Genomic DNA, 26,244 nt, shown 5'->3' with positions numbered 1-26,244 from the left:
AGACCGCGCGCTGCGCTGGGTTGTCCTCATCTATACGACGCGACCTCCGCATGAAAGCGCCCGCGACCGCGTCGCGCAGGGCGCGCGCTTGCGTTTCGCTTCGAACCGGCTTTGAAGTGGCGGCGGGACGCGTTCGTGACCGCAGCAGGTGCGGCCGCGCGGTCGATCGTGAGCGCATGCCGGTTCTGGAACGCTACATTTTCGGCCTGACGGCGAAGGCCTTCGTCGCGAGCCTCGTCATCCTGACGGCGGTGATCTGGACGACGCAGGCGCTCCGCGAGCTGGACGTGGTGACCGCGCAGGGCCAGACGATCTGGATCTTCCTGCTGATCACGGGGCTCACCATTCCCTCGCTCTCGGTGATCCTCGCGCCGATCGCTCTGTTCGGCGCGGCCGTCTGGTCGCTCAACCGTCTGAACGCCGATTCCGAACTGGTGGTGATGTCCGGCGCCGGCGTCGGCCCCGCCCGGCTGCTACGGCCGCTGATGGCGCTGACGCTGATGGTCTCGGTCGTCGTCGGGCTGATGAGCGTCTGGGCCATTCCGGAGTCGCTCAGGGCGCTGCGGTTTCAGCTGACGCAGGTGCGCGCCGACGTCGTCGCCAACATCCTCCGCGAGGGGCAGTTCACGCCGATCGAACAGGGGCTCGTCGTCCATGTCCGGGAGCGCCGCGGCGGCGCCCTGCTCGGGATCTTCGTGCAGGACACCCGCGACGCGCCCCAGGAGGTGACCTACCTCGCCGAGCGCGGCCAGATCGTCGAGGAGCAGGGCTCGACCTTCCTCGTGTTGGAGAACGGCTCGGTCCAGCGCCGGGAGGCGCCGGACAAGGACCCTGCGATCGTCGTGTTCCAGCGCTACGCCTTCGACCTCTCGCCCTTCACCGGCCTGAGCGAGGTCACATCCTATAAACCACGCGAGCGCTACACTTCGGAGCTCGCGGCGCCGGACGTGAACGACGCGGCCTATCAGGCCCAGCCCGGCCGGTTCCGCGCCGAACTGCACGAACGGCTTGTCAATCCCTTGTACCCGGTCGCGTTCATGTTGATCGCCTTCGCCGCCATCGGCCGCCCGAGGACCACGCGTCAGACGCGGGCCTACGGCATGCTGGGCGCGATCGCGGCCATGGCGGCGCTGCGGATCGCGGGCCTCGGAGCCACCAACCTGCTGGTCGCCACGCCCTACGCCGCGCTTGCGGTCTACGGTCTCCCGATCGGCGCCGGCGCTGCGGCGCTCTGGCTCGCCTTCGGGCGCAGACCGCGGTCGCCGGCCCCGCCCGTCTCCTCCCCCCTCGCCGCCGCGGCCGGCGCGTGACCGGCTCGCTCGCCATGCCCGTCGGCGCGCTCACCGGGACGCTGTCGCGCTACTTCGCGCGCAAGGTCGCGCTCTCGATTCTCGGCGTCATCCTCGCCACGATCCTGCTCGTGTTCGTCGTCGATTTCGTCGAGCTCCTGCGCCGCGCGGGCGACGCCCGTGGCGGCGGCGCCTCGATCACGGCGATCGCCAATCTGTCGCTGCACCGGACCCCTGCGATCATCGAGCGCGTGCTGCCGTTCGCGACCCTGTTCGGCGCGATGGGCGCCTTTGTCATGCTCAGCCGTCGGCTCGAGCTCGTGGTGGCGCGGGCGAGCGGCGTCTCGGCCTGGCAGTTCCTAGCACCCGCCGTCGCGGTCGCGATCGGCGTCGGCGTGGTCTCCACGCTGGCCTTCAACCCCCTCGCCGCGCGCATGCAGGACCGCGCCGAGCGGATGGAGGCCCGCCTGTTCTCATCCGTCGGTCGATCCTCCGGGCAGGCCCGCTGGCTTCGGCAGCGCAGCATCGACGGCCAGGCGGTGATCCGCGCTAACAGCGCGGCCAGCTCCGGCGTGTCGCTGAACGGCGTCACGGTCTTCAGCTTCACGCCCGAGGGCCAGTTCCGCGAGCGCCTCGAGGCGCGCAACGCCAAGCTGGTCGACGGCGCCTGGGATCTCGAAGACGTGCGGGTGATCGCCGTGGGGCGGGAGCCGCAGTCCCTGGCGCGCTATCGGCTGCCGACGAATCTCTCGGCGGCGCAGGTGCGCGAGACGCTCGGCGCGAAGACCATGGTGGGCTTCTGGAACCTTCCCGCCGCCATCGCTCTTGCGGAACGCGCAGGACTGTCGCCTCTGCGCCACAGGCTTGAACTCCAAGAGCTTCTTGCCCGTCCAGCGTTGCTCACCGCCATGGTGCTGATCGCGGCCACCGTGGCGCTCCGGTTCTTCCGGTTCGGCGGCGTGGCCCGGACGATTCTCGGTGGCGTGGGTGCGGGCTTCGTGCTTTATGTCGTCACCGAATTCGCCGACGATTTGGGGGCGGCGGGCCTTGTGAATCCAGTCGCGGCGGCATGGCTTCCAGCCGTCGTTGGATGTCTCGTGGGCGCCACCGTGTTGTTGCATCAGGAGGACGGATGACGCCGGCGACGCGCCCCGCCCCTCCCACATCTGGCAGTTCATTCCGACCGATGCAGCTTCTCGGCCGTTTCCTTGTCGCCGCGCTTCTTAGCTCGACCGCGCTCGCCGTCGCGACGCCGTCGCTTGCGCAGAACGCGAACGAGTTCATTCCGGCTGCGCCCAGTTCGGGCAGGTCCAGCAAGGGCGGCGTGCCGAATTTCATGTCGGACCGCCCGTCCTCGAACGGCGCCGTCGTCGACCGCTATACGGCCGCCCGCCGCGACCCGAACGCGCGGATGCTGATGGAGGCGAAGGAGCTCGTCTACGACTTCAACAACGAGGTCGTGACGGCGGTCGGCTCCGTGGACATCTATTACGATGGCCGAGCCGTGCAGGCCGACCGAGTCGCCTACGACCAGAAGGCGAACCGCGTCCGCGCCACGGGCAACGTCAAGCTGACCGAGCGCGACGGCACCATCGTCTACACGAACGCCGCCGATCTCAGCGACGATCTCCGCGACGGCTTCATCGAGTCGATCCGTGTGCAGACCACCGACAACGCGCGGCTCGCCGCCGCCCGCGGCCGTCGCGAAGGCGGCAAGCTCTCGGTGTTCGACCGCGCCGTCTACACCGCCTGCGAGCCGTGCCGGGACAATCCCGAGAAGCCGCCGCTGTGGCAGATCAAGGCGAAGCGCATCATCTTCCGTGAAGACGAGAAGATGGTCTATTACGAAGACGCCACCTTCGAGCTCTACGGCTACCCGATCGCCTGGCTGCCGTTCTTCTCGCATCCCGATCCGTCGGTGAAGCGGAAGTCCGGCTTCCTCGCGCCGTCCTACGGTCAGTCGGGCGACATCGGCTATTCGATCGAGACGCCCTACTTCTGGGCGATCGCGCCGAACATGGACGCCACCATCGCCCCGATCATCACGTCCAAGCAGGGCGTGATGCTGAAGGGCGAGTTCCGTCACCGCCTCATCGACGGCGCCTACAAGATTCGGGCGGCCGGCATCCACCAGCTCGACAGCGATCAGTTCGACGACAAGCTCGACGAGTCGAACCCCAACAGCCTGACGGTCGGGCCGGGCGACAAGGACAACCGCTGGACCTTCCAGTCCGATGGCGAGTTCGCCATCAACGACAAGTGGAAATGGGGCTGGGACGTCGCGCTCTATTCCGACAAGTGGGTGCGCGGCGACTACGACCTCTGGGGCAGGAGCCGCGAAGCCGTCTCGACGCTCTATCTCACGGGCCAGGGCGACCGCAGCTACTTCGATTTGCGCGGCTACCACTTCTACGGCATGACCCGGTACGATCAGCAGGATCGCCTGCCGAACGTCGCGCCGGTGCTCGACTACAACTACGTGTTCGAGAACCCCGTCTACGGCGGCGAGCTGGCGTTCAACGTCAACGCCACCAGCCTCTACCGCGACGACAACGAGTTCCGCCGCGGCCGGCTGGGCGTCGGCTCGTTCAGCGACGTGGCGCTGATCGGCGCCGCAGGAACCTACAGCCGCCTCTCCGTCGACACCGAATGGCGCAAGCGCTATGTCGACCCGATCGGTCAGGTGTGGACGCCCTTCGCCTTCCTGCGCGGCGACCTGATCTATTCGAACCCGGACTCCTCGGCCCGGGTCGGGCCGTTCCTCGACGACGGCCAGGAGGCCTTCCTCCGCGGCATGGGCGGCGTCGGCCTGGAGTATCGCTATCCGTTCATCGCGATGAACAGCCTCGGCACGCATCAGATCGAGCCGATCGCGCAGATCATCCTGCGGCCGAACGAGACCCACATCGGCGACTTCGCCAACGAAGACGCCCAGAGCCTGATGTTTGACGACACCACGCTGTTCTCGTGGAACAAGTTCTCCGGCTTCGACCGCATCGAAGGCGGCAGCCGCGCCAACGTCGGCTTGTCCTACACGCTGACCACGGCTGGCGGGGCATCGTTCAATGTGATGGGCGGCCAGTCCTACCATCTGTTCGGCCAGAACTCCTTTGCGAACGGCGACCAGGACGTAACCCGCGCTGGATTGCAGTCCGGGCTGGACACGACGCGCTCCGACTACGTCGCCGGCGCGACCTTCGTGCCGGTCAAGAATTTCGCGATGGCGACGCACTTCCGGTTCGACGAGAAGAGCTTCGCCGTGCGCGCCGCCGAAGTCGAAGGTCGCGCGACGCTCGGCCGTTTCCAGGGCAACCTGTCCTACGGCCGCTACGACAAGCAGCCGGAGCTCGGCTACGACGACATCCGCGAAGGCGTGCTGGCCGGCGCGCGCGTGTTTGTCACCAAGGACCTCTATGTCGGCGGCGGCGCCCGCTACAACTTCGACCGCAACGAGTTCGACAAGAGCCAGATCGGCTTCGGCGTCAACAACATCGAGGACTGCATCAATCTCGCGTTCGACTACATCCGCGAGTACGACATCGACACCAGCACGAAGCGGCTCGACAGCATCGATCACAAGTTCCTGTTGCGCGTCGACTTCCGGACGCTGGGTTCGGCCAGCGTCTCGACCAGCCGGTCGAGCGATGTTTTCGACGGCGAGAACTGATCCGGCCGTTCACGACGGTTGACGGGCCGCCCGGCGGCGGAGAAAAAGACCGCCGCATGACAGCCGCGGCCGCGACTCCAGGCGTCCGCCCGACGAAACGGAACCCGACGTCCATGCTTTCGCATCCTCGTCCCCTGCGCTCCCGCCTTCGCCGGCTCGTCCTTCCCGCCGTCGTCGGCGCGGCGCTTGCCGGCGCCGCCCTGCCCGCTGCGGCCCAGTCGATCGCGGTCGTGGTGAACGGCCAGCCGATCCTGTCGAGCGAAGTGACGGGCCGCGTCGCCCTGATGAACCTCGCTGGCGGCGGCAAGGGCGGTTCCGTGGCGGCGGCCCGCCAGGAGCTGATCGACGAGAAGCTGAAGCTCACCGAGGCCAAGCGCTACAACATGGTCGTGAGCGACGAGCAGGTCGAGGCCGCCTTCGCCTCGATCGCCCAGCGCACCAAGCTGTCGCCCGCCCAGTTCACCCAGGCGATCGGCCAGCGCGGCGTGCCCGCGCGCACGCTGAAGGACCGGCTCAAGGCCGAGATCTCCTGGGCCCAGCTTGTGCGCCGCAAGTTCGCGGCGCAGATCGCCGCCCGGGAGAAAGACATCGCCTCGAGCGTCGGGGCGACCGGCAAGCCGGACAACCGCGCGACGCAATACACCCTGCGCCAGGTGGTGTTCGTGCTGCCGAAGAACGCCTCCGACGCGCAGGTCAATCAGCGCCGGGCCGAGGCCAACGCCGCCCGCGGACGCTTCCCCGGCTGCGAGCAGGCGGTTCAGTTCGCCTCCAGCCTGCGCGACGTGGCGGTGAAGGAGCCGATCACGCGCTCCACCGCGCAGCTCGGCAAACCGATTTCCGACAACCTCGCCAAGGTGAAGGTCGGCGGATTGACCTCGCCGGAGCGCAGCGAGCAGGGCGTCGAGATGATCGCGATCTGCGAGCGCAAAGACATCGCCGACGACAGCATGATCCGGCGCCAGGCGGCCGAGGAGCTCGGCAGCAAGCAGGCCGAAGAGCAGTCCAAGAAGTACCTCGAGCAGCTCAAGAGCCGCGCGATCATCGAAGTCCGCGGGTAGAATGACTGGTCTCGTCGACGTCCCGCTCGCCCTCAGCCAGGGCGAGCCCGCGGGCGTCGGCCCCGAGATTGCGCTCATGCTGTGGGCCGCGCGCAAGATGCGCGACGTGCCCGCCTTCGTCGCGATCGGCGATCCCGCGCTGTTCGCGGCGCGCGCGAAGCTGATCGGGCTCGACGTGGCGGTGGTCGAGGCGGAGCCCGAGGCCGCGCCCGCGCTGTTCGCGGACCGTTTTCCCGTCACGCCGATCGGCGAACGCTGCGTCGCGGAGCCCGGCCACCCCGATGTCCGCGACGCGCCCACGGTCATCGGCGCCATCCGCCACGGGGTCGAACTGGTGCACGCCGGCCGCTGCGGCGCGCTGGTCACCGCCCCGATCGCGAAGGCTCCGCTGGTCGAAGCCGGTTTTCCTCACCCCGGTCACACCGAGTACCTCGGCGCGCTGGCCGAGAGCCTGTGGGGCGCGCCCTGCCGCGCCGTCATGCTGCTCTGGGCCGAGGAGATCGCGGTCGTCCCCGTCACGGTGCACATCCCCTTGAGCGAAGCGCCCAAGCGCCTCACTGAGGAGGAGATCGTGGAGACGGCCCGGATCGTCGCGCGCGACATGCGCCGCCGTTTCCGCGTGGAGGAGCCGCGGCTCGCCGTCGCCGGGCTGAACCCGCACGCCGGCGAGAACGGCGTGCTGGGCTTCGAGGACGACGCGATCGTCGCGCCCGCCGTGCGCCGGCTGAAGGCCGAGGGCGTCATGGCCACCGGGCCGCACCCGGCGGACACTCTGTTCCACGCCGCCGCCCGCGCCCGCTACGACGTCGCGATCTGCATGTACCACGACCAGGCGCTGATCCCGGTGAAGACGCTGGCCTTCGACCGCGCGGTGAATGTCACCCTCGGCCTGCCGTTCGTGCGCACCTCGCCGGACCACGGCACGGCCTTCGACATCGCCGGCACGGGCACGGCGAACCCCGATAGCCTGGCGAGCGCGCTGACGCTGGCCCGCCGCCTCGCCCGCGAGCCCGCGCTCGCGTGAGCGCGATCGACGACCTGCCGCCGCTCCGCGACGTCATCGCCCGCCACGACCTCGCCGCCAAGAAGTCGCTCGGCCAGAACTTCCTGCTCGACCTCAACCTCACGGCCCGCATCGCCCGCACCGGCGGACGGCTGGAGGGCGTGACCGTGGTCGAGGTCGGCCCCGGCCCCGGCGGCCTCACGCGAGGCCTGCTGGCCGAGGGCGCGAAGCGCGTCATCGCGATCGAGAAGGACACGCGGGCGCTGGGCGCGCTGGCCGAGATCGCGGCGCGCTATCCCGGCCGGCTCGACGTCATCTCCGGCGACGCGCTGGAGGTCGACATGGCGGCGCTGGTCGGGGACGGACCGGCGCGGGTGGTCGCGAACCTGCCCTACAACGTCGCGACCCCGCTGCTGATCGGCTGGGTCGCCGCCGACCGCTGGCCGCCGTGGTGGGACGGGCTGACGCTGATGTTCCAGCGCGAGGTGGCGGAGCGCATCGTGGCGCAGGCCGGCGACGACGCCTACGGCCGTCTCGGCGTGCTCTGCGGCTGGCGCTGCGAGGCGCGGATCGCGTTCGACGTCGGCCCGCAGGCCTTCACGCCGCCGCCCAAGGTCACGTCCTCGGTGGTGCGGCTCACGCCGCGCGAGACGCCGCTGCCCTGCCCCATTCGCGCGCTGGAGGCCGTGACGCAGGCCGCCTTCGGGCAGCGCCGCAAGATGCTGCGCCAGAGCCTCAAGAGCCTGGGCGACGCCGCGGCTCTGCTGGCAGCCGCCGGCGTCGAGCCCACCCGCCGGGCCGAGGAGATCCCCGTGGAGGGCTTCGTCGCGCTGGCGCGGGCGTTCGAGGCGACGCGGGGCTGAACCTGCGCGCCGCGTTTGAAATCGTATAGGGTCCGTCGACCCTCCACGCCGCAAGGGACCGCCTTGGCCCGTAAAATTCCTGCTCCCCCGAAAGCTCCGAAGCCCGCCCTGCCGCGCGGCCTGCCCTCGCGCGACGAACTCGTCGCCTTCATCAAGGCCGAGGGCGGCAAGGTCGGCAAGCGCGAGATCGCCCGCGCCTTCCGCATCACCGGCGAGGGACGGATCGAGCTGAAGCAGATGCTGGCCGAGCTCGAATCGGAGCGGGTGCTCGACCGGCGCGGCAAGCAGATCGGCACGGCGGGCCACCTGCCCTCGGTCGTGCTCGCCGACGTCACCGGCCGCGACCGCGACGGCGACCTGCTCGCCAAGCCCGCGGACTGGGACGAGGACGAGTTCGGCCCCGCCCCGGTGATCCTTGTCGACGTGCCGACCCGCGGCCGCAAGCCCGGACTCGCGCCCGGCGTCGGCGACCGCATCTTGATGCGCGCCGAGCCGCTCGGCGACATCGACCCCGGCGGCCCGACCCACCAGGGCCGCGTCATCAAGATCCTGTCCAAGCCATCCGCGCGCGTGCTCGGCATCTTCCGCGCGCTGCCCGACGGCTCCGGCCGGCTGGTGCCGGTCTCCAAGCGCGACGCCGGCAAGGAGCTCGCGATCGCGGCCGACGCGACCGACGGCGCCAAGGACGGCGACCTGATCGCCGCCGAGATCGTCAAGCAGGGCCGCTACGGCTTGCCGGCGGCCCGCGTGCGCGAGCGCCTCGGCTCGCTCACCAGCGAGAAGGCGGTGAGCCTGATCGCGATCCACACCCACGCCATCCCGCACGTCTTCCCCCGCGAGGCGCTGGCAGAGGCTGAGGCCGCGCGGGAAGCCACCATGAAGGGGCGCGAGGACTGGCGCGGGCTGCCGCTTCTCACCATCGATCCCGCCGACGCCAAGGACCACGACGACGCAGTCCACGCCGAGCCGGACCCGGACCTGACCAACGCCGGCGGCCACATCGTCACCGTCGCGATCGCCGACGTCGCGGCCTATGTCCGGCCGGGCTCGGCGCTCGATCTCCAGGCGCTCGACCGCGGCAACTCGGTCTATTTCCCCGACCGCGTGGTGCCGATGCTGCCCGAGCGCATCTCCAACGACCTCTGCTCGCTGCGGGAGAAGGAGAACCGGCCGGCGCTGGCGGTGCGGATGGTTGTCGGCAAGGACGGACGCAAGCTCCGCCACTCCTTCCACCGCATCATGATGAAGTCGGCGGCCAAGCTCTCCTACAGCCAGGCGCAGGCCGCGATCGACGGCGCGCCGGACGACGCCACCGGCCCGCTGCTGGAGCCGGTGCTTAAGCCGCTTTGGGCCGCCTACGCCTCGCTGAAGGCCGCCCGTGACGCGCGCGGGCCGCTGGACCTCGATCTCCCCGAGCGGAAGCTGGTGCTGAAGCCGGACGGGACGGTCGACCGCGTGATCGTGCCGCCCCGCCTCGACGCCCACAGGCTGATCGAGGAGTTCATGATTCAGGCGAACGTCGCCGCCGCCGAGACGCTGGAGACCAAGCGCACGCCGCTGGTCTACCGCGTCCACGACGCGCCCTCGATCGAGAAGCTGACGGCGCTGCGGGAGCTGCTGGCGACGCTCGACATCGAGTTTCCCCAGTCCGGAAACCTGCGGCCGGCCGCGTTCAACCGCATTCTGGGCAAGGTCGAGGGCTCCGAAAACGCGAGCCTCGTCAACGAGGTGGTGCTGCGCACCCAGGCGCAGGCGGAGTACGCCTCCGAGAACTACGGCCACTTTGGCCTGAACCTGCGCCGCTACGCCCACTTCACCTCGCCGATCCGGCGCTACGCCGACCTGATCGTGCACCGGGCGCTGATCCGGGCGCTCGAGCTCGGCTCCGACGGCTTGCCGGAGACGGCGACGCCCGAGACGCTGGGCGAGATCGGCGCGCGCATCTCGGCGGCCGAGAGGCGCGCCATGGCGGCGGAGCGCGAGACGGTCGACCGGCTGATCGCGCATTTCCTGGCCGACCGCGTGGGCGCGACCTTCACCGGCCGCATCGCGGGCGTCACCCGCTCCGGCCTGTTCGTGAAGCTGGCCGAGACCGGCGCCGACGGCTTCGTGCCGATCGGCTCGCTCGGCAACGACTACTTCGTGCACGACGAGGCGGCCCGTGCGCTCACCGGCAGCGCCACGGGCGAGAGCTTCCGGCTGGGCGACACGGTCGAGGTGAAGCTCGTGGAGGCGGCGCCGGTCGCCGGCGCGCTCCGGTTCGAGATGCTGTCCGAGGGACGCGCCGCGCGCCCCGCCGGCCGCGGCAAGCGCGGCCTGCGCCGGGCCGCGGCGACGGCGCGCCCCTCGAAACCTGGTCCGAAAGGGCCTAAGTCAGGGCCGAAGAAGCCGCCGTCGAAGTCGGGCAAGGGACGCCGTTCATGAGCGCACAGGTCACGATCGCGGGCGGCGGGACCGAGGAAAGCCGCCCCGTCGCCCGCTCCATGGGACGAGGGCTGATGCTGCGCTGCCCGGCCTGCGGCGAGGGCCGGATGTTCCGGGCCTATCTCAAGGTGGTCGACGCCTGCGAAAGCTGCGGCGAGGAGTTGCATCACCAGCGCGCCGACGACGCGCCGCCCTATGTCGTCATCACCATCGTCGCCCACGTCGTCGTCGCGGGGCTGCTCGCGGTGGAGGTGGCCTACAAGCCCGCGATCTGGGTGCATCTCGTGCTCTGGATGCCGCTCACGATCATCTTGTCGCTCGCCCTGCTGCCGCCCGTGAAGGGCGCGCTGGTGGGGCTGCAGTGGGCCCTGCGCATGCACGGTTTCGGAGGCGAGGACGACAGCGCCCATCTCGCGGACGGCGGGCTCAAGCCGGAGAGCCGCCCGTGAGCGACGGCGGCGCCGAGCAGGTCGCCGAAGCCGCGCCGGCGAAGGCCTCCGCCCCCCGACTCGTGCCGAAGGACGCCGCGACCATCATCCTGGTGGACCGGCAGGCGTCAGAGCCGAAGCTGCTGATGGGCAAGCGCCACGAGGGCGTGCGCTTCATGCCCGGCAAATACGTGTTTCCCGGCGGGCGCGTGGAGCCGGAGGACGGCCGCGTCAACATCGCCGGCGCCTACGCGCCGCACGTGGAGCGCCGCCTGCAGGCGGGCGTCCAGCGCCCGTCGATCACCCGCGCCCGCGCCTACGGCCTCGCGGCGATCCGCGAGCTCGCGGAGGAGACCGGCCTGCTGATCGGCGAGACCGAGACCGGCGCCTTCGCGCCCCGCGGCGAGGCCTGGAAGCCGTTTGCGGACGCCGACGTGTTCCCCTCGCTCGAGGGCCTGCACTTCGTCGCCCGCGCCATCACGCCCCCCGGCCGGCCAAAGCGCTTCGACACCCGCTTCTTCGCAGGCGACGCCAGCCTAGTGACGGCGAAGGTGGACGGGATCGTCACGGCCGACGCCGAATTGGTCGAGCTGGTGTGGGTGTCGCTCTCCGAAGCCCGCGCGCTGGACCTGCCGGCGATCACCCGCATCGTGATCGACGATCTCGCCCGCCGGATGGATGAGGGCCTGGAGCGCGACCTGCCGGTGCCGTTCTACCGCCAGGGCTCCAAGTCCGAACGCGCGTACCTCTAGGTCAGCGCAGGCTCGTGTCCCGGACTTGATCCGGGACCCAGAGACTCGTGGGCGACCGGCATGACGTTCCGACCGCCATCAACCGTCTTCTTCGGAACGCCCGGTGGTTCTGGGTTCTGGGTCCCGGCTCGAGGCCGGGACACGAGGACGGAGCTGGCCTTCTGGCGTCAGCGAACCCCATCCGCGCAGTTGTAGTCATCCTTGGCGTTGGCGAGCGCTTTGGTCACCGTGCCGGACACCGTCCTGTCCAGGACCACGCAGACGTCGTAGCTCAGCGTGCCGCCCGCCGGAAAGCCGTCGAAGGGCTGCGAGGTCGTCGACGTGTCGTAGACTTGATTGATCGACATGCCGTAGTAGGCCGTCGAACCCCAGGCCGTCTTCTTGCTCGTCGTGGTGGCGTTGGCGTTGTTGTAGGGCAGCTCGTACTGAGCCGACTGGTAGGGCCACTCGTAGTCGCAGGGAATCTTCTGCGCCTGGAAGGGGCAGCCGTTGCCGCCGTTGTACGTCGTCGACGTGATCCCGCGGCCGTCGGCGTAGCCTTGGCGGGTGCGCGTGCTGCTGTAGGGCCGCGGCTCGACGAGCCCCATCTCGAACCCTTCCGCGGTCAGCACGGAGTAGCGCGAACCCTTGTTCGCGGTTTCCCAGGTCCAGGTGGAGTTTCGGGTCAACGGCGTGGTGAGCGTCCGGAACTGGAACCGGTCGCCCCAGAGCACCTGCTTGATCGGACCGGGCGTCGCGCCGTCGAAGTTGAGCGCGCCGTACGGTCCGCGGAGATCGAAGCTCGCGCGGTTCGCGCCCGGGAGGTTGTCGAGCATCACCTGCGTCCGGATGCGCGGGTGGTCCTTGCCCTCTTCGAAGTACCAGGTGATCCGCACCGGCAGCTGATAGAGCGCGTAGGAAGCCGCCGTCAGCGGCAGCTTGGGCGAATCGCCGCCCGTGTTCGGGTTGAGCGTCGTCGCGTTGACCGTGCCGTAGCGGGGATAGCTCACCTGATACTGGATCGCGGCCTTCTTCGGCGTCGAGGTCGAGAGCGGGACCCGGGTCGCCGCAAAGCCCCGCCCGAGCGGCGAGTCGTCCTTGCCGAAGATCTTGCCGGCGATCGTGTCCTGCGTGTTGTCCGAGAAGTCGCGGTAGCGCTCGTGCGACACGAAGTAGCCGAAGCCCTCGGCCGACGACGGCGGATTGGCCCTCATCGTCTTCCAGACGCCGTTTGCGAGGTACTGGTAGGTGAACTGAACGGCGTAGCCGCCATGCCCGGCGTTGCCCTCGCCCTCGCGCTTCAGCGACACGGAGCGCTTGCGGCCTTTGGAATCGAGCCAGCTGTAGCGGTCGACCTTGAAGCCGTTGACCGTCGTCTGCTGGATCAGAATGTTGGCGCTGGCAGGCGCCGTCGCCAGACCGCAGGCGAACGCCAGAGCGCCCGCCCCGGCGATGCGGATGAGTGTCATGATCTTAGTCCCCCTTGTGGTGCGCCGGTCCCGGCCGCCCGCGTCCCGCCTCGGCGGCGCTTGCGGCGGAGCCCCGGAACAGCGCCCCCCGACGCCGTTCGACCTGCGCGACAAGTCCAATCTAGGTCCAAAATAATCCTTCCAGTCAATCGCTATTTTCTGCCTGCGGTCGCTCGCCGGGCGCGGTCGGAGCGTGGGCAGTGGCGCTTCCGGCCAGCCTGTGCTTTGTCCGCCCGGCCATGACCGCCGTCGCAGACCCCCTCGCCGACTTCACGCCACGCGACCGCAGGATCGGCATCACGGTGGCGATCGCCTGCGTGTCGCTCGTGGGCGTCGGGCTCAGCCTGTCGATTCCGCTGCTGTCCTTCGCCATGGAGCGCCGCGGCGCGAGCGGGGCCATGATCGGGCTGAACACCGCCATGGGCGGCGTCGCGACGGTCGCGGTGGCGCCCTTCATTCCGCGCCTCGCGGCGGGGCTCGGCGTACGGCCGACGTTGTTCCTGGCCCTCGCCATCGGCGCCGCCGCGATCCTGGGCTTCGCCTTCATCCAGCCGTTCTGGGCTTGGTTCCCGCTGCGGTTCGCCTTCGGCGTGTCGCTCGCCATCATGTTCGTGCTGTCGGAGTTCTGGATCAACGCGCTCGCCCCCGCGCAGTCGCGCGGGCTGGTGATGGGCGTCTACGTCACCGCGCTGTCGGTCGGCCTCGGCGCGGGGCCACTGATCTTGGCCGGCGTCGGCATGGATTCGCTCGCGCCTTACCTGACCTGCGCCGCGCTGTTCGTGGTCGCGGCCGGCCCGCTGCTGTTCGCAGGCTGCTCCGCCCCGCCGCTGGAGCGCGCCGAGAAGGGCCGGGGCGTCCTGTTCTTCCTGGCGCTCGCGCCGGTCGCCACGCTCTCCGCCTTCATCTTCGGCGCGGTCGAGACCGGAGCCTTCGCCTTCCTGCCGCTCTACGGCGTCCAACTGGGCTTCGGGGCCACCACCGCCGCCCTGCTGGTGACCGCGATGGAGGTCGGCAACGTGCTGCTGCAGATCCCCCTCGGCTTGCTGAGCGACCGGATGGACCGCCGCAAGCTGCTGCTCGCGATCGGCGTCATCGGCTTCCTCGGCGCGCTGGCGATTCCCCTGGCCGGCGCCTCGGCCCCGCTGCTCTACGCGGTGGTCGCGCTCTGGGGCGGCGTCGTGTGCGGGCTCTACACCGTCGCCCTCGCCCACCTGGGCGCGCGGTTCTCGGGGACCGACCTCGCGACCGCCAATGCGGCCTTCGTGGTGATGTACTCGTGCGGCCTGATCGCCGGCCCGCCGGTGCTGGGCGTGGGCTTCGACCTGTGGCCGCCTTACGGCGCGCCGGCCGCGATCGCCGTGCTGATGGGCGTTTTCGCCGTCGTCGCGGCCTGGCGCGTGCGCGCGCCGTCTTGACACAAGGCCGCGCCTGAGTAGGTTGCGCCCTCACATTCAGACGCTGGCGTTTCGCGCGCCCGCCCGCACGAGGTCAACGCCATGGCGAAAGCCGCCAACATCAAGATCAAGCTGCTGAGCACCGCCGACACCGGCGTGTTTTATGTGACCAGCAAGAACTCCCGCACCAAGACCGAGAAGATGGTGCTCAAGAAGTACGATCCGGTCGCGAAGAAGCACGTCGATTTCAAGGAGACCAAGATCAAGTGATCTTGGCCTGAAGTCGCTTCGAGGCTTCGCGACAAGGCGCCCTCCGGGGCGCCTTTTGCGTTTCAGAGCCCGTGCAGCAGCCGGCCGGGCCGCGTGGCGGTCATCCAGTCCGGCGCGAGGCCGAGCCACTGCAGGCCCGCGACCGCAAGGCACAGCGCCAGCACGACGCCGATCATGATCAGGCGCTCGGTCGATTGGCGGCGGCGCGCCATGAGCGCGAGTCGGGTGAAGAGCCGGATGAGGTCCATGCGCGATCGTTAGCAGACCCGAGCCGCGCGGACAGCCTCACGCCGCGTCGGCGACCACGCGGTTGCGGCCTTCGCTCTTCGCCCGGTAGAGCGCGACGTCGGCCCGCTTCAGCAGCGAGGCCGCGTCGTCGATCGCGACGTCGAAGCTCGCGACGCCGATCGAGGCGGTGACGTCGATGGCGCGCGCGCCCCGCGCGATCCGGAACGGGTCCCCCGCCATGCGGCGCCGGATGCGCTCCGCGACCAGCTGCGCGACCTTGGCGTCGGTCTCCGGCATGACCACGACGAACTCCTCGCCGCCCAGCCGGCAGGCGAGATCGATGCCGCGGACGCTGGCCTTGAGGCGCGCCGCGAACTCGCGCAGGACCTCGTCGCCGGCGTCGTGGCCGTGGGTGTCGTTCACCCGCTTGAAGAAGTCGATGTCCACGACCAGCGCCGACAGCGGCCGGTCGCGCGCGGTCGCCTGGTCGAGCAGGCTCTGGAGATGCATCTCCATGTAGCGCCGGTTGTGCAGGCCGGTCAGCCCGTCGGTGATGGCGAGCGCCATGCTCTCCCGCAGGTTCGAGCGCAGGCGCTCGGTGTAGCGCTTGCGGCGGATCTGGGTGCGGACGCGCGCCACGAGCTCGTTGGCGTCGAGCGGGCGCAGCAGATAGTCGTTCACGCCGACCTCGAGCCCGCGGATCACGCGGGCCGTCTGGTCGTGGTCCGCGACCAACAGGATCGGCAGCATCCGGGTGCGCTCAAGCGAGCGGACCTGCGCGCAGAGCCTCAGGGCGTCGAAATCGCGCAGCTCCAGCGCGACGATCATCAGGTCGAACTCGCCCTCCGCCGCCCGGAACAGCGCCTCGTGCGGCGAGGGCTCCGACGAGACCGACTGCCCAGAGGCGAGCGCCATCGCGATGCGGGACTGCGAGCTGTCGCGGTCGTCGACGAGCAGCACTCGCCCGTGGAGGCCGTCGTCCGCCATCGCCTCGACCAGCGCGTCGGTCATCCCGATCTCGCGGGTCGTCTGGGCGCGCAGGCGGAGCTCGTCTCCGAGCATCTTCAGCCGAGCGAGCGAACGGATCCGCGCGAGCAGCGCGACGTCGGCCACCGGCTTCGTCAGGAAATCGTCGGCGCCGGCCTCGAGCCCGCGGACGCGGTCCGCCGGCTGGTCGAGCGCCGTCACCATGATCACCGGGATGTGGTGCGTCTTCGGGTCCGCCTTGAGCCGGCGGCAGACCTCGAAGCCGTCGAGACCCGGCATGACTACGTCGAGCAGGACGACGTCGCATTGCGCCCGGGCGCAGATCTCAAGCGCCTCGGTCCCGTTCGTGGCGGTCATCACCTCGAAGTACTCGGCGGTCAGACGCGCTTCGAGCAGCTTCAGGTTGGCGGGCACGTCGTCGACGACGAGGATCCGGGCGGTCACGGCTTCAGCGCTCCCTAGGAATCGCCGAGGTAATGACGGACGGTCTCGAGGAACTTCGCGACGGAGATCGGCTTCGACAGATAGGCCTCGCAGCCGCCGCCCCGGATGCGCTCCTCGTCGCCCTTCATGGCGAAGGCGGTGACCGCGATCACGGGGATCGCCCGCGTGCGCTCGTCCTCCTTCAGCCAGCGCGTCACGTCGAGGCCGGAGACCTCCGGCAGCTGGATGTCCATGAGGATCAGGTCGGGATGGTGCTCGCGCGCCAGTTCGAGCGCCTCGATTCCGTTGCGGGTCTCGAGCGTCGCATACCCATGCGCTTCGAGAAGATCGTGGAAGAGCTTCATATTGAGCTCGTTGTCCTCCACGATCAGGACGGTCTTCGGCATGATGACCCTGTACTCCCCGCCCGCGCGACATTGCGCGGGTTCGACGCCGTCCGGGCCGGCTGTCGTCTCGGACGGAACGATGTCCTCGCGAAACGGCGACGGCCTCTTCATATTTCGCAAAATGTTACAGAAGATTCCTTGAGAAAACGCGAACGCTCAGCATGAAACAGCTTCAGCACCCAACGGCGGACGCCGCTCTCGACCTCGCCGCCGCGGCGCTCGGCTTTCTCGCGTCCGACCCCGAGCGCCTCGGTCGGTTCCTGGCGCTGTCGGGGCTCGATCCGAGCGGCGTGCGCGCCGCCGCCGCCGATCCCGGCTTCCTGCCGGCCGTGCTCGACTACGTGCTGGCCGACGAGACGCTGCTCGTCGCCTTCGCCGGGTCGCAGGGGACGGAGCCTGAGCGCGTGTCCCGCGCCCGCGCGGCCCTCGGCGGCGTCGCCTACGACCGATCGACCTGAGGACGGACCGATGGGCGCGCCTCCCGCCCCCTTCGCCTTCTGCCGGGACTGCCTCACGCTCGCTGGATCAGCGCCGCGGTGCCGCGCCTGCGGCAGCCCGCGGATCGCGCGGCACCCCGACCTCGGGCGGATGAGCATCGCGCATGTCGACTGCGACGCCTTCTTCGCAACCGTGGAGAAGCGGGACGACCCCAGCCTCGCTGACCGTCCGGTCATCATAGGCGGCGGAAAACGCGGCGTCGTCTCAACAGCTTGCTACGTCGCGCGCATCCATGGCGTGAAGTCCGCGATGCCGATGTTCAAGGCGCTCAAGCTCTGCCCGGACGCGGTCGTCATCAAGCCGAACTTCGCGAAGTACGTCGAGGCCAGCCGCGCGGTGCGGGCCAAGATGCAGGCGCTCACCCCACTTGTCGAGCCGCTGTCGATCGACGAGGCCTTCCTCGACCTCTCCGGCACCGAGGCGCTGCACGGCGCCCCCGCGGCGCTCGTCCTGGCGCGCTTCGCGCAGGAGGTGGAGCGCGACGTCGGCATCTCGGTGTCGGTGGGCCTCGCCTCCAACAAGTTCCTCGCCAAGATCGCGTCCGACCTCGACAAGCCGCGCGGATTCGCGGCGCTTTCGATCGAAGAGGCGCCGGCCTTCCTCGCGCCGCGGCCCGTGGGCTTCCTCTGGGGCGTCGGCCCGGCCTTCGCCGAGACGCTGACGCGCGACGGCCTGCGCACGATCGGCGACCTGCAGCGCGCGGAGCCGCGCGACCTCGCGCGGCGTTACGGCGACGGCGGCCTGCGCCTCTCGCGCCTCGCGTTCGGCCGGGACGACCGCAAGGTCACCCCGGACCGCGAGCGCAAGAGCGTCGGCGCCGAGACGACCTTCGACAGCGACGTCGCGCGTCTCGAAGACCTCGCGCCTCACCTGTTCCGCCTGAGCGAGAAAGTGGCGGATCGCCTGCGGGCGGACGGCATCGCGGGGCAGACCGTGACGTTGAAGCTCAAGACCGCCGACTTCCGGCTGCGCACCCGCGCCCAAGCCCTGCCCGCCCCGACGCGGCTCGCCGGCCGCATCTTCGAGACGGCGCAGGCGCTCCTGACGCGCGAGGCGGATGGCACGCCGTTCCGCCTGATCGGCGTCGCGGTGTCGGAGCTCGCGCCGGAAGCGCTGGCCGACCCACGCGACCTCGTCGACGACCGCACGGAAAAGCTCGCGGCGGTCGAGGCCGCGGTCGCGACCCTGCGCGCCCGCTTCGGCCGCGAGTCGGTCGAACGCGCCTTCGCCAAGCGACCCCCGCGAGGATGAAACCCGCGCTCGTGTCCCGGCCTTGAGCCGGGACCTAGAAACATACCGATCGCCAAACGAGGCGCCGCGAGAGCCGAGGGTCAGGTTCGTCGACGCCGGGGGTCGGGGTCCCGGCTCAAGGCCGGGACACGAGGCCGAGGCTTTTTACTTGCAGACCGTCGCTTTCAGGAACTTCAGCTCCTTGAGCTCGCCGTCGAGGACGAAGTCGCCGTAATCGATCTTCATCGCCCGGCTGACGCCGTTGTCGTAGAGGTCGAAGCTCATGGCGTAGATCGGCGTCTGCTCCCCACCGCTGTCCTTCTTATCGTCGCCGTCGGGCGCCTTGCCCCGCTCGAAGTAGCTCACCGACACCGGCCAGCGGGTCGCCTTCGCCAGCTCCGGCGTCTTGGCGGCGGCCTCGAGGTTCGCGGGCTCCGCGGTCTCCGGCTTTCCGATCACGGTGAGCGTGTCGTAGACCTTGTCGCCGTCTTCGGAGCCGTCGTAGACCGCGGCGGACAGCAGCTTGTCGCCGCGCTCGGCCGCCTCGAGGATCTTGCGCAGGTGCTCGGTCGGGAACAGCGTCTCCTCGCCGAAGCCCTTGTCGGACTTCTCGGGCTTCGAGATCGTCACCTTGAGCGCGTCGGCGCCGCGCTCGGCGCGTCCGTCGGTGTCCTTCTCGAGCTGCTGGTTGAGGTAGTTCTGAGCCGTAAAGCGGAAGCTCTTGGCCGCCCCGTCCTCCCAGGTGGCGGAGCGCAGGTCGGAGACGTTGGTCTCCCCCTCGCTGTTGCCGATCTCGGTCACCTGCCGGAACGACAGCGCGTAGCCCTCGCACGGAGCTCCGGTGAACTCGTAGACGATCCGGCCGCGGATCTGGTCCACGCTGGAGGAGCCTCGGGTCTCGCGAAGCTTCAGCTCGTAGACCGCCCGGTGGGGCGCGAGCGTCGGTTCGGCGAGCGCCGGCGCGGCGGTCGCGAAGGTCGCAGCAGCGGCGGCGGCGAGAAACACGGGGCGGATGGGGTGGATCACGTGAGGACAGCCTCGCTCGATACGTCATCGTCATCATGCGGCGCCGCGGCGCGAACGCAACGGAAGGTTCGCGAGATGCGCCGCCGTCATCGTCATCGCGGGCCAGCGTGGCGGAAATGGGTCTTATGTCCGCTTGCGGCGCGACGCGCCTTGGGCCACACCGGCGCGAACCTCGCCTGATACGGAGATTGCGCCCCATGGCCGGACAGATCGAAGCCAAGCTCGCCGAACTCGGCGTCACGCTCCCCTCGCCCAATCCGCCGGCGGCGAACTATGTGCCCGCGGTCGTGTCCGGGTCCTACCTCTACGTTTCCGGCCAGCTTCCAATCGACGCGAACGGCCTCACCCTGAAGGGCACGCTCGGCGCCGGCGTCTCGATCGAAGACGCGCAGGAGGCCGCGAAGCTCTGCGCCATCAACATCCTGGCCCAGGCGCGCGCGGTGCTGGGCGATCTCGACCGCGTGGTCCGCGTGGTGAAGCTCGTCGGCTTCGTCGCCTCCACGGCGGACTTCGGCGACCAGCCGAAGGTCGTCAACGGCGCCTCCGACTTCATGGTCGCCGCCCTCGGCGACAAGGGCCGCCACGCCCGCTCCGCCGTCGGCGTCGCGGCGCTGCCGTTCGGCGCGGCCGTCGAGGTCGAAGCAGTCATCGAAATCGCCTGAGGGCCCTCCCTGTGGCGTCGCGGCTGTCCTGGCTGGTCGCCCGGCCGATCGCCCATCGCGGCCTGCATGACAGGGCGGCCGGGGTGATCGAGAACACGTCGAGCGCGGTTCAGGCCGCGGTCGACCACGGTTTTGGCGTCGAGATCGACGTTCAGGTGACGGCGGACGGCGAGGCGGTCGTGTTCCACGACTCCAAGCTCGACCGTCTGACGGAGGCCTCCGGCCTCGTCGCCGACCGGCCGCTCCGCGAGCTCGTGACCTTGAACGTGGGCGGCGGCGCGGACCGCATCTGGACCCTCGCGGAATGCCTCGATCTGGTCGGCGGCAAGGTTCCCCTGGTGGTCGAGGTCAAGACCTCCCGCGGCGGCGACACGCGGCTGGCGCGCCGGGTGGCCGAGCTGCTGTCGGAGCGCGGCGGCCCTGTCGCGGCCAAGTCCTTCGATCCGCGCGTGCTCGTGCTGCTGCGGAGCCTTGCGCCCCGCACCCCGCGTGGCGTCGTGGGCGACGCCTTCGATCCAGCCGACGCCGGCTGGGCGCATCTGTCGGGCGCGCAGCGCTTCGTCGCCCGCAACATGCTGCACTGGCGCGCCACGAAGCCGGACTTCGTCTCGTGGAACGTGCGCGACCTCACGCGACGATCGGTGCGGCTCTCCCGCAGCTCCGGCGTGCCGGTGATGGCCTGGACGGTGCGCACGCCCGAGGACCAGGCCCGCGCGGCGCTCGGGGCGGACCAGATGGTGTTTGAAGGCTTTGTGCCGGCCCTCACCCTTGGAACGGGCGGCTCGCCGGCCTAGCTTCGTCCAGGACGGAGCCTTCCCCGATGCCGATGGACACGACCCTCAGCGCACGCGTCGCCGCGCGCATCGACGAGATCGACCCCGCGCTCTGGAACGCCGCGGCGTTGGCGAGCGGTCCCTACAATCCGTTCGTCGACCACCGCTTCCTGAAGGCGCTCGAGGACTCCGGCTCGGTCGGCGGCCGCTCCGGCTGGGCGCCGGCCCATGTGGTGCTGGAGGACGGCGACGAGGTGGCGGGCCTCGCGCCCTGCTACCTCAAAAACGACAGCCAGGGCGAGTACGTCTTTGACCACGCTTTCGCGGACGCCTACGAGCGGGCGGGCGGCAGCTATTATCCCAAGCTGCAGATCTCTGTGCCCTTCACCCCAGCCACAGGCCCGCGGCTTATGCCCGCGCCGGGGCGCGATCCCGCGAGGGCGCGCGCGGGCCTCGCGGCGGCGTTGCGCGGACTGATGCGCCAGACGGAGGCCTCGTCGATCCACGTCACCTTCACGACGCCGGAAGAGCAGGCCGGTCTCGTCAGGGAGGGCTTCCTCCCCAGGGTCGACAAGCAGTTCCACTGGCGGAACGAGGGCTACGGCTCCTACGACGACTTCCTCGGCGACCTCGCCTCCCGCAAGCGCAAGCAACTGAAGCGCGAGCGCCGGGACGCGCTGGCCGACGGCGTCGTGGTGCGGCATGTGACCGGCGCGGACCTGACGGAGGCGCATTGGGACGCCTTCTTCGCGTTCTACATGGACACCGGGTCGCGCAAATGGGGCCGGCCCTACCTCAACCGCCGCTTCTTCAGCCTTGTCGGCCAGGCCATGCCGGAGAAGATCCTGCTGGTGCTGGCCGAGGTCGAGGGGCGGCCGATCGCCGGCGCGCTCAACTTCATCGGCGGCGACGCGCTCTACGGCCGCTACTGGGGCGCGCTCGAAGAGCGGCCGTTCCTGCACTTCGAACTCTGCTACCACCAGGCGATCGACGCCGCGATCGCCATGGGGCTCTCGCGCGTCGAGGCCGGCGCGCAAGGCGAGCACAAGATCGCCCGCGGCTATCGCCCGGTGACGACCTACTCCGCCCACGCCTTCGCAGATCCGGGACTCCAACGCGCGGTCGACGACTACCTCGTGCGAGAGCGGGCGGCCGTCCTGGCGATGCAGGAGGAGCTCGCCGAACAAGCGCCCTTCCGTCGCGGGGACGCGCCCTCGGCTTGACCTTGCCCCCCGGCTGCGATCCTGTGCCGGCGCTGATCACACGGAGAACCGGCATGGCCGACTACGATCCGGATAACGTCTTCGCCAAGATCCTCAGGGACGAGATGCCGTCCCAGAAGGTCTACGAGGACGACGCCACGATCGCGATCATGGACGTCATGCCGCGCGCGGACGGCCATGTGCTGGTCATCCCCAAGGCGCCGTCGCGCAACGTGCTGGAGATGGACGCGGCCGACCTCGGCCCGCTGTTCGCCGCCGTCCAGAAGGTCGCGCTCGGCGTGAAGGCCGGGCTCGGCGCCGAGGGCGTCACCATCCAGCAGTTCAACGAGACCGCCGGCGGACAGGTGGTGTTCCACACCCACGTCCACATCCTGCCGCGCTGGACCGACATTCCGCTGAAGCCGCACACCGGCCAGATGGAGAAGCCCGAGGTGCTCGCCGCCCACGCCGAGCGCATCCGCGCCGCGCTGGAGGGCTGAAACCTTCCGCCGCGCTCAGATGTCGAGCGCGGCGACGCCCGCGATCAGAGCGGCTTCGCCCACCGCGACGCCCAGGGTGAGCGAGCGGCGGGAGGCGCCGTAGGCCGCGAGCCCGCACCCGACCGCGGCGAGGCGCAGCCACAGCGGCGCGAGCGCCAGCCCGCCGGCGGGCGCCAGAATGAGCTTGGCGACCAGCCCCGCGACGAGGGCGGTCGCGACCATCCGCACCCAGGCGAACAGGCCGCTGTCCTCGTCGAGCCGGGCCGAAAGCACCACGCCCAGGACGCGCCACAGGTCGTTGCCGACGAACGAGAGCACGACGGCGAGCAGCAGATAGCCGGGATCGAGCGCCGGGCTCACGGCCGCCGCCTCTTGTCGACGACGCGCTGGACGAGGAAGCCCGCGGTGCCCCCGATCACGCCGGTCCACAGGATGTCGGACGCGGGCGCGACGAGGCCGATCACCGGCGCGAGCGCAAGCCCGAGGCCGAGCGCCACGCGCTCGCCCAGCGACTTCGCGCCGCGCTCCAGCGACAGCAGGAAGTAGAGCGGGGTCAGGCCGAGCAGGCCGATCGAGAGCGCGCTCGGCAGCACGCCCGCGGCGGCGTGGCCGATCGCGGTCGTGATCGACGAGCCGAGCACGAGCGCGTTCGCCAGCCCGAAGAAGAACGGCATCCGCGCGGTGCGCGGCAGGGTCGGCGTCAACCTGAGGCCCTCGAACCAGGCCGTGACGGCGACGTAGTGGGCCGCGAGCAGCCGGGCGCCGAGCGAGGTGCGCTCGCTCCTGAGCACCGGCAGCAGCGCGACCACCATCGGCAGCAGGCGCACGCCGGAAACGGTGACCGCGAGCGCGGCGCCCAGGAGCCCCGCCCCGTTCGCGAGCGCGCCGGCGAGCACGACCTGCGCCGGCGCGGCCCAGATCAGCGCGGTCGACAGCACCGCGATCCACAGCGGCCAGCCGAAGTCGTGCGTCATGGCGCCGAAGCCGAGAAAGCTGAGAAACAGCACGACGCCGGGCGTGTTCACCGCCGCGACCGCGCCCCTCAGCGCCCAATCGAGATCGCTGCGGCCCGAGGAGTCGACGACGTCGAGGTCGCCTTCCGCGCTCATGCCGGGCGCGCCCGGTCGCCGGAGCGTCCGGGGCGGAGGAGGTCGTCAGGCGCGAGGGGCATCGGCAGGACTCTGAACTGGGAGGGCTGCGCCGTCGCAAAACGAAGCGGCCGCGGACCTTTCGATCCGCGGCCGCTTCTAGCACGCTCCGCGACGCTTTGGCGCGCCCGTTGGCGGGTATCAGGTCCGCACGAGCGGCGGGGTCTTGGCGGCGGGGGGCTTGCCCTCGCCGTCCCCGGCCCGACGCTTGCGCGGCGCCTTTGGACCCGGCTCGTCCTCGCGGGCGATCGACTCCGGCTTCGGCGTCACCGGCCCGTCGGGGAACTCGAAGACGAGGCCGGGCTCTCCGCCCTCCTTCGCGCCGAGCACCACCCGCACCGCCCCGCCGCCCTTCAGCTTGCCGAAGAGAACCTCCTCGGCGAGCGGCGTCTTGATCGTCTCCTGGATCAGCCGCGCCAGCGGACGCGCGCCCATCTGCGGGTCGTAGCCGCGCTCGGCCAGCCAGTCCGTCGCCTCCGGCGTCAGCTCGATCGTGATGTTGCGGTCGGCGAGCTGCGCCTCGAGCTGGAGCACGAACTTCTCGACGACGTGCCGCACCACCTCGATCGGCAGGTTGCCGAAAGCGATGATCTGGTCGAGCCGGTTCCGGAACTCCGGCGCGAACAGGCGGTTGATCGCCTCCGTGTCCTCGCCCGAGCGCTTCGGCCGACCGAACCCGATCGGCTCCTTCGCGAGATCGGACGCGCCCGCGTTGGTCGTCATGATCAGGATGACGTTGCGGAAATCCACCTGCTTGCCGTTGTGGTCGGTCAGCTTCCCGTGGTCCATCACCTGCAGCAGGATGTTGAACAGGTCGGGGTGGGCCTTCTCGATCTCGTCCAGCAGCAGCACGCAGTGCGGCGTCTGGTCGATGCCGTCGGTCAGCAGGCCGCCCTGGTCGAAGCCCACGTAGCCGGGAGGCGCGCCGATCAGGCGGCTGACAGTGTGCCGCTCCATGTACTCCGACATGTCGAAGCGCAGCAGCCGTACGCCGAGCAGCGAGGCGAGTTGCTTCGCGACCTCGGTCTTGCCGACGCCCGTCGGCCCCGAGAACAGGTAGCAGCCGATCGGCTTCTCCGGATCCCTGAGACCGGCGCGCGCGAGCTTGATCGTCGAGGACAGCGCCTCGATCGCGGCGTCCTGGCCGTAAACCACCCGCTTGAGGCTCGTGGTCAGCCCGCGCAGCACCTCGGCGTCGTCCTTGGAGACGGACTTCGGCGGGATGCGCGCCATGGTGGCGATCGTGGTCTCGATCTCCTTCACGCCGATCGTCTTCCGGCGCTTGGCCTCGGGCAGGATCATCTGGCTGGCGCCGGTCTCGTCGATCACGTCGATCGCCTTGTCCGGCAGCTTGCGGTCGTTGATGTAACGAGCCGACAGCTCCACCGCAGCCTTGATCGCCTCGTTGGTGTAGCGGACCTGGTGGAAGGTCTCGTAGTAGGGCTTGAGGCCCTTGAGGATCTCGATCGTGTCCGGGATCGAAGGCTCGGCCACGTCGATCTTCTGGAAGCGGCGGACGAGCGCCCGGTCCTTCTCGAAGTACTGGCGGTACTCCTTGTAAGTGGTCGAGCCCACGCAGCGCAGCGTGCCGGAGGCGAGCGCCGGCTTCAGCAGGTTGGAGGCGTCCATCGCCCCGCCCGAGGTCGCGCCGGCGCCGATGACCGTGTGGATCTCGTCGATGAACAGGATCGCGCCCGGCGTCTGCTCAAGCTCCTTCACCACCTGCTTGAGCCGCTCCTCGAAATCGCCGCGGTAGCGCGTGCCGGCGAGCAGCGCGCCCATGTCGAGCGAGAACACCGTCGCGTCCTGCAGGACCTCAGGCACCTCGTCGCGCACGATCCGCAGCGCCAGACCTTCCGCGATCGCCGTCTTGCCGACGCCAGGGTCGCCCACCAGCAGCGGGTTGTTCTTGGTGCGGCGGCAGAGGATCTGGATGGTGCGCGTCACCTCGGCGTCGCGGCCGATCAGCGGATCGACCTTGCCCTCGCGCGCCTTCTTGTTGAGGTTCACGCAGTAAGCGTCGAGCGCGTCCGCCTTTTTCTTCTGACCGCCCTGCTCTTCGCCTGGCCCGGACGACTCCTCCTCGGAGCCGCGCACGGGGCGCGCCTCGCTGAGGCCGGGCCGCTTCGCGATGCCGTGGCTGATGTAGTTCACCGCGTCGTAGCGCGTCATGTCCTGCTCCTGCAGGAAGAACGCGGCGTGGCTCTCGCGCTCCGCGAAGATCGCGACGAGCACGTTCGCGCCCGTCACCTCCTCGCGTCCCGACGAGGTGACGTGGATCACCGCGCGCTGGATGACGCGCTGGAAGCCGGCGGTCGGCTTGGAGTCCTCGGAGGTGTCGCCCACGAGATTGTCGAGTTCGGCGTCCACGTATTCCACGAGGTTGCGGCGCAGGATCTCGAGGTCGACGTTGCACGCCCGCATGACCGCGGCCGCGTCCTGATCGTCGACGAGCGACAGCAGGAGGTGCTCCAGCGTCGCATATTCGTGATGGCGCTCATTGGCGAAGGCCAGCGCCCGGTGGAGAGACTGTTCGAGGCTGCGCGAGAAAGACGGCAAAGGAT

At 70.0% G+C, this 26,244-nt stretch carries 25 protein-coding genes; 17 read left to right on the top strand and 8 right to left on the bottom strand.

The window, feature by feature from the left end; translation table 11 throughout:
* Positions 1-176: 176 nt before the first annotated feature.
* From lptF to K244_RS0103805, 9 genes are all read left to right on the top strand, one after another.
* On the top strand, positions 177-1,310 hold the full coding sequence (gene lptF, locus K244_RS0103845) for an LPS export ABC transporter permease LptF (RefSeq protein ID WP_020184926.1): 1,134 nt from the start codon (positions 177-179) through the stop codon (positions 1,308-1,310).
* Between the two features lie 14 nt (positions 1,311-1,324).
* On the top strand, positions 1,325-2,425 hold the full coding sequence (lptG, locus tag K244_RS0103840; protein WP_024816297.1) for an LPS export ABC transporter permease LptG: 1,101 nt from the start codon (positions 1,325-1,327) through the stop codon (positions 2,423-2,425).
* Positions 2,426-2,475: 50 nt separating this feature from the next.
* Positions 2,476-4,956 (top strand): LPS-assembly protein LptD, encoded by a 2,481-nt coding sequence (locus K244_RS0103835; RefSeq protein WP_020184924.1) that lies wholly within the window; start codon positions 2,476-2,478, stop codon positions 4,954-4,956.
* 113 nt (positions 4,957-5,069) lie between these two features.
* The gene (locus K244_RS0103830) at positions 5,070-6,014 is read left to right on the top strand and encodes a SurA N-terminal domain-containing protein (RefSeq protein ID WP_020184923.1); all 945 of its coding nucleotides are present in this window, start codon (positions 5,070-5,072) and stop codon (positions 6,012-6,014) included.
* A 1-nt stretch (position 6,015) separates the two neighbouring features.
* Positions 6,016-7,038, top strand: coding sequence for a 4-hydroxythreonine-4-phosphate dehydrogenase PdxA (pdxA, locus tag K244_RS0103825; RefSeq protein WP_020184922.1), 1,023 nt, complete (start codon positions 6,016-6,018; stop codon positions 7,036-7,038).
* Complete coding sequence (rsmA, locus tag K244_RS0103820; RefSeq protein ID WP_020184921.1) at positions 7,035-7,880, top strand: 16S rRNA (adenine(1518)-N(6)/adenine(1519)-N(6))-dimethyltransferase RsmA; 846 nt, start codon at positions 7,035-7,037, stop codon at positions 7,878-7,880. Before pdxA ends, rsmA begins: the two co-directional genes overlap by 4 nt.
* Before the next feature lie 63 nt (positions 7,881-7,943).
* Entirely contained in the window at positions 7,944-10,304 is a 2,361-nt protein-coding gene (rnr, locus tag K244_RS0103815; RefSeq protein WP_020184920.1) for a ribonuclease R, read from the top strand.
* Positions 10,301-10,753, top strand: a complete 453-nt coding sequence (locus K244_RS0103810; protein ID WP_020184919.1) for a DUF983 domain-containing protein — start codon at positions 10,301-10,303, stop codon at positions 10,751-10,753. Before rnr ends, K244_RS0103810 begins: the two co-directional genes overlap by 4 nt.
* Complete coding sequence (locus K244_RS0103805; RefSeq protein ID WP_020184918.1) at positions 10,750-11,484, top strand: NUDIX hydrolase; 735 nt, start codon at positions 10,750-10,752, stop codon at positions 11,482-11,484. Before K244_RS0103810 ends, K244_RS0103805 begins: the two co-directional genes overlap by 4 nt.
* Positions 11,485-11,651: 167 nt before the next feature.
* On the opposite strand, the gene K244_RS0103800 is transcribed toward K244_RS0103805, so the two are convergent.
* A complete protein-coding gene (locus K244_RS0103800; RefSeq protein WP_020184917.1) occupies positions 11,652-12,932 on the bottom strand; it encodes a hypothetical protein in 1,281 nt (426 codons plus the stop codon).
* Positions 12,933-13,171: 239 nt separating this feature from the next.
* On the opposite strand from K244_RS0103800, the gene K244_RS0103795 reads away from it, so the two are divergent.
* Together K244_RS0103795 and rpmG are read left to right on the top strand one after the other, a co-directional pair.
* Positions 13,172-14,347, top strand: a complete 1,176-nt coding sequence (locus tag K244_RS0103795) for an MFS transporter (protein ID WP_024816296.1) — start codon at positions 13,172-13,174, stop codon at positions 14,345-14,347.
* 81 nt (positions 14,348-14,428) lie between these two features.
* Positions 14,429-14,596 (top strand): 50S ribosomal protein L33, encoded by a 168-nt coding sequence (gene rpmG / locus K244_RS0103790; RefSeq protein WP_020184915.1) that lies wholly within the window; start codon positions 14,429-14,431, stop codon positions 14,594-14,596.
* Between the two features lie 62 nt (positions 14,597-14,658).
* Here rpmG and K244_RS0103785 read toward each other — a convergent pair whose 3' ends face one another.
* The 3 genes from K244_RS0103785 to K244_RS0103775 are packed head-to-tail and all read right to left on the bottom strand — an operon-like array spanning position 14,659 to position 16,641.
* A complete protein-coding gene (locus K244_RS0103785) occupies positions 14,659-14,844 on the bottom strand; it encodes a hypothetical protein (protein ID WP_020184914.1) in 186 nt (61 codons plus the stop codon).
* Between the two features lie 37 nt (positions 14,845-14,881).
* Positions 14,882-16,255, bottom strand: coding sequence for a PleD family two-component system response regulator (locus K244_RS0103780; RefSeq protein ID WP_020184913.1), 1,374 nt, complete (start codon positions 16,253-16,255; stop codon positions 14,882-14,884).
* A 14-nt stretch (positions 16,256-16,269) separates the two neighbouring features.
* On the bottom strand, positions 16,270-16,641 hold the full coding sequence (locus K244_RS0103775) for a response regulator (RefSeq protein WP_024816295.1): 372 nt from the start codon (positions 16,639-16,641) through the stop codon (positions 16,270-16,272).
* Between the two features lie 161 nt (positions 16,642-16,802).
* Between K244_RS0103775 and K244_RS0103770 the strand changes: the two genes are divergently transcribed.
* Together K244_RS0103770 and K244_RS0103765 are read left to right on the top strand one after the other, a co-directional pair.
* Positions 16,803-17,099 carry a DUF3572 domain-containing protein gene (locus K244_RS0103770; RefSeq protein ID WP_020184911.1) on the top strand — a complete coding sequence of 99 codons (297 nt, stop codon included), beginning with the start codon at positions 16,803-16,805 and terminating at the stop codon, positions 17,097-17,099.
* A gap of 10 nt (positions 17,100-17,109) precedes the next feature.
* The gene (locus K244_RS0103765; protein ID WP_020184910.1) at positions 17,110-18,390 is read left to right on the top strand and encodes a DNA polymerase IV; all 1,281 of its coding nucleotides are present in this window, start codon (positions 17,110-17,112) and stop codon (positions 18,388-18,390) included.
* A gap of 144 nt (positions 18,391-18,534) precedes the next feature.
* On the opposite strand, the gene K244_RS0103760 is transcribed toward K244_RS0103765, so the two are convergent.
* Entirely contained in the window at positions 18,535-19,395 is an 861-nt protein-coding gene (locus tag K244_RS0103760; protein WP_020184909.1) for a cell envelope integrity EipB family protein, read from the bottom strand.
* Positions 19,396-19,592: 197 nt separating this feature from the next.
* Here K244_RS0103760 and K244_RS0103755 point away from each other — a divergent pair, with 197 nt between their 5' ends.
* From K244_RS0103755 to K244_RS0103740, 4 genes are read left to right on the top strand one after another with little or no spacing between them, the layout of a single operon-like run.
* Positions 19,593-20,057, top strand: a complete 465-nt coding sequence (locus tag K244_RS0103755; protein ID WP_020184908.1) for a RidA family protein — start codon at positions 19,593-19,595, stop codon at positions 20,055-20,057.
* Between the two features lie 11 nt (positions 20,058-20,068).
* Positions 20,069-20,851: a glycerophosphodiester phosphodiesterase family protein gene (locus K244_RS0103750; RefSeq protein WP_020184907.1), complete on the top strand. Its 783-nt coding sequence runs from the start codon at positions 20,069-20,071 to the stop codon at positions 20,849-20,851.
* A 26-nt stretch (positions 20,852-20,877) separates the two neighbouring features.
* Positions 20,878-22,053: a GNAT family N-acetyltransferase gene (locus K244_RS0103745; protein WP_020184906.1), complete on the top strand. Its 1,176-nt coding sequence runs from the start codon at positions 20,878-20,880 to the stop codon at positions 22,051-22,053.
* A gap of 53 nt (positions 22,054-22,106) precedes the next feature.
* Positions 22,107-22,532, top strand: a complete 426-nt coding sequence (locus K244_RS0103740) for an HIT family protein (RefSeq protein WP_020184905.1) — start codon at positions 22,107-22,109, stop codon at positions 22,530-22,532.
* Positions 22,533-22,547: 15 nt separating this feature from the next.
* Here K244_RS0103740 and K244_RS0103735 read toward each other — a convergent pair whose 3' ends face one another.
* The 3 genes from K244_RS0103735 to clpA form a co-directional block, all read right to left on the bottom strand.
* Positions 22,548-22,892, bottom strand: a complete 345-nt coding sequence (locus tag K244_RS0103735; RefSeq protein ID WP_020184904.1) for an AzlD domain-containing protein — start codon at positions 22,890-22,892, stop codon at positions 22,548-22,550.
* Entirely contained in the window at positions 22,889-23,641 is a 753-nt protein-coding gene (locus K244_RS0103730; RefSeq protein WP_020184903.1) for an AzlC family ABC transporter permease, read from the bottom strand. The genes K244_RS0103735 and K244_RS0103730 overlap by 4 nt, the downstream gene beginning before the upstream one ends.
* Positions 23,642-23,821: 180 nt before the next feature.
* The gene (gene clpA, locus K244_RS0103725) at positions 23,822-26,239 is read right to left on the bottom strand and encodes an ATP-dependent Clp protease ATP-binding subunit ClpA (RefSeq protein WP_020184902.1); all 2,418 of its coding nucleotides are present in this window, start codon (positions 26,237-26,239) and stop codon (positions 23,822-23,824) included.
* Positions 26,240-26,244 lie beyond the last annotated feature (5 nt).

Origin of the sequence: Methylopila sp. 73B (genome assembly GCF_000526315.1) — a bacterium.
In the GTDB taxonomy this organism is placed as follows: domain Bacteria; phylum Pseudomonadota; class Alphaproteobacteria; order Rhizobiales; family Methylopilaceae; genus Methylopila.
Note: the sequence above shows the minus strand (reverse complement) of the source record. Positions and strands in the feature narration are given on the sequence as shown.

Bases quoted from the DNA above. Each gene is read 5' to 3' on its own strand.
- K244_RS0103745 (WP_020184906.1), top strand. From the start codon at position 20,878: ATGCCGATGGACACGACCCTCAGCGCACGCGTCGCCGCGCGCATCGAC.
- K244_RS0103800 (WP_020184917.1), bottom strand. From the start codon at position 12,932: ATGACACTCATCCGCATCGCCGGGGCGGGCGCTCTGGCGTTCGCCTGC.
- K244_RS0103765 (WP_020184910.1), top strand. From the start codon at position 17,110: ATGGGCGCGCCTCCCGCCCCCTTCGCCTTCTGCCGGGACTGCCTCACG.
- pdxA (WP_020184922.1), top strand. From the start codon at position 6,016: ATGACTGGTCTCGTCGACGTCCCGCTCGCCCTCAGCCAGGGCGAGCCC.
- K244_RS0103730 (WP_020184903.1), bottom strand. From the start codon at position 23,641: ATGAGCGCGGAAGGCGACCTCGACGTCGTCGACTCCTCGGGCCGCAGC.
- K244_RS0103835 (WP_020184924.1), top strand. From the start codon at position 2,476: ATGCAGCTTCTCGGCCGTTTCCTTGTCGCCGCGCTTCTTAGCTCGACC.
- K244_RS0103795 (WP_024816296.1), top strand. From the start codon at position 13,172: ATGACCGCCGTCGCAGACCCCCTCGCCGACTTCACGCCACGCGACCGC.
- lptG (WP_024816297.1), top strand. From the start codon at position 1,325: ATGCCCGTCGGCGCGCTCACCGGGACGCTGTCGCGCTACTTCGCGCGC.
- K244_RS0103785 (WP_020184914.1), bottom strand. From the start codon at position 14,844: ATGGACCTCATCCGGCTCTTCACCCGACTCGCGCTCATGGCGCGCCGC.
- rpmG (WP_020184915.1), top strand. From the start codon at position 14,429: ATGGCGAAAGCCGCCAACATCAAGATCAAGCTGCTGAGCACCGCCGAC.
- K244_RS0103740 (WP_020184905.1), top strand. From the start codon at position 22,107: ATGGCCGACTACGATCCGGATAACGTCTTCGCCAAGATCCTCAGGGAC.
- K244_RS0103810 (WP_020184919.1), top strand. From the start codon at position 10,301: ATGAGCGCACAGGTCACGATCGCGGGCGGCGGGACCGAGGAAAGCCGC.
- K244_RS0103770 (WP_020184911.1), top strand. From the start codon at position 16,803: ATGAAACAGCTTCAGCACCCAACGGCGGACGCCGCTCTCGACCTCGCC.
- K244_RS0103755 (WP_020184908.1), top strand. From the start codon at position 19,593: ATGGCCGGACAGATCGAAGCCAAGCTCGCCGAACTCGGCGTCACGCTC.
- K244_RS0103775 (WP_024816295.1), bottom strand. From the start codon at position 16,641: ATGCCGAAGACCGTCCTGATCGTGGAGGACAACGAGCTCAATATGAAG.
- K244_RS0103830 (WP_020184923.1), top strand. From the start codon at position 5,070: ATGCTTTCGCATCCTCGTCCCCTGCGCTCCCGCCTTCGCCGGCTCGTC.
- lptF (WP_020184926.1), top strand. From the start codon at position 177: ATGCCGGTTCTGGAACGCTACATTTTCGGCCTGACGGCGAAGGCCTTC.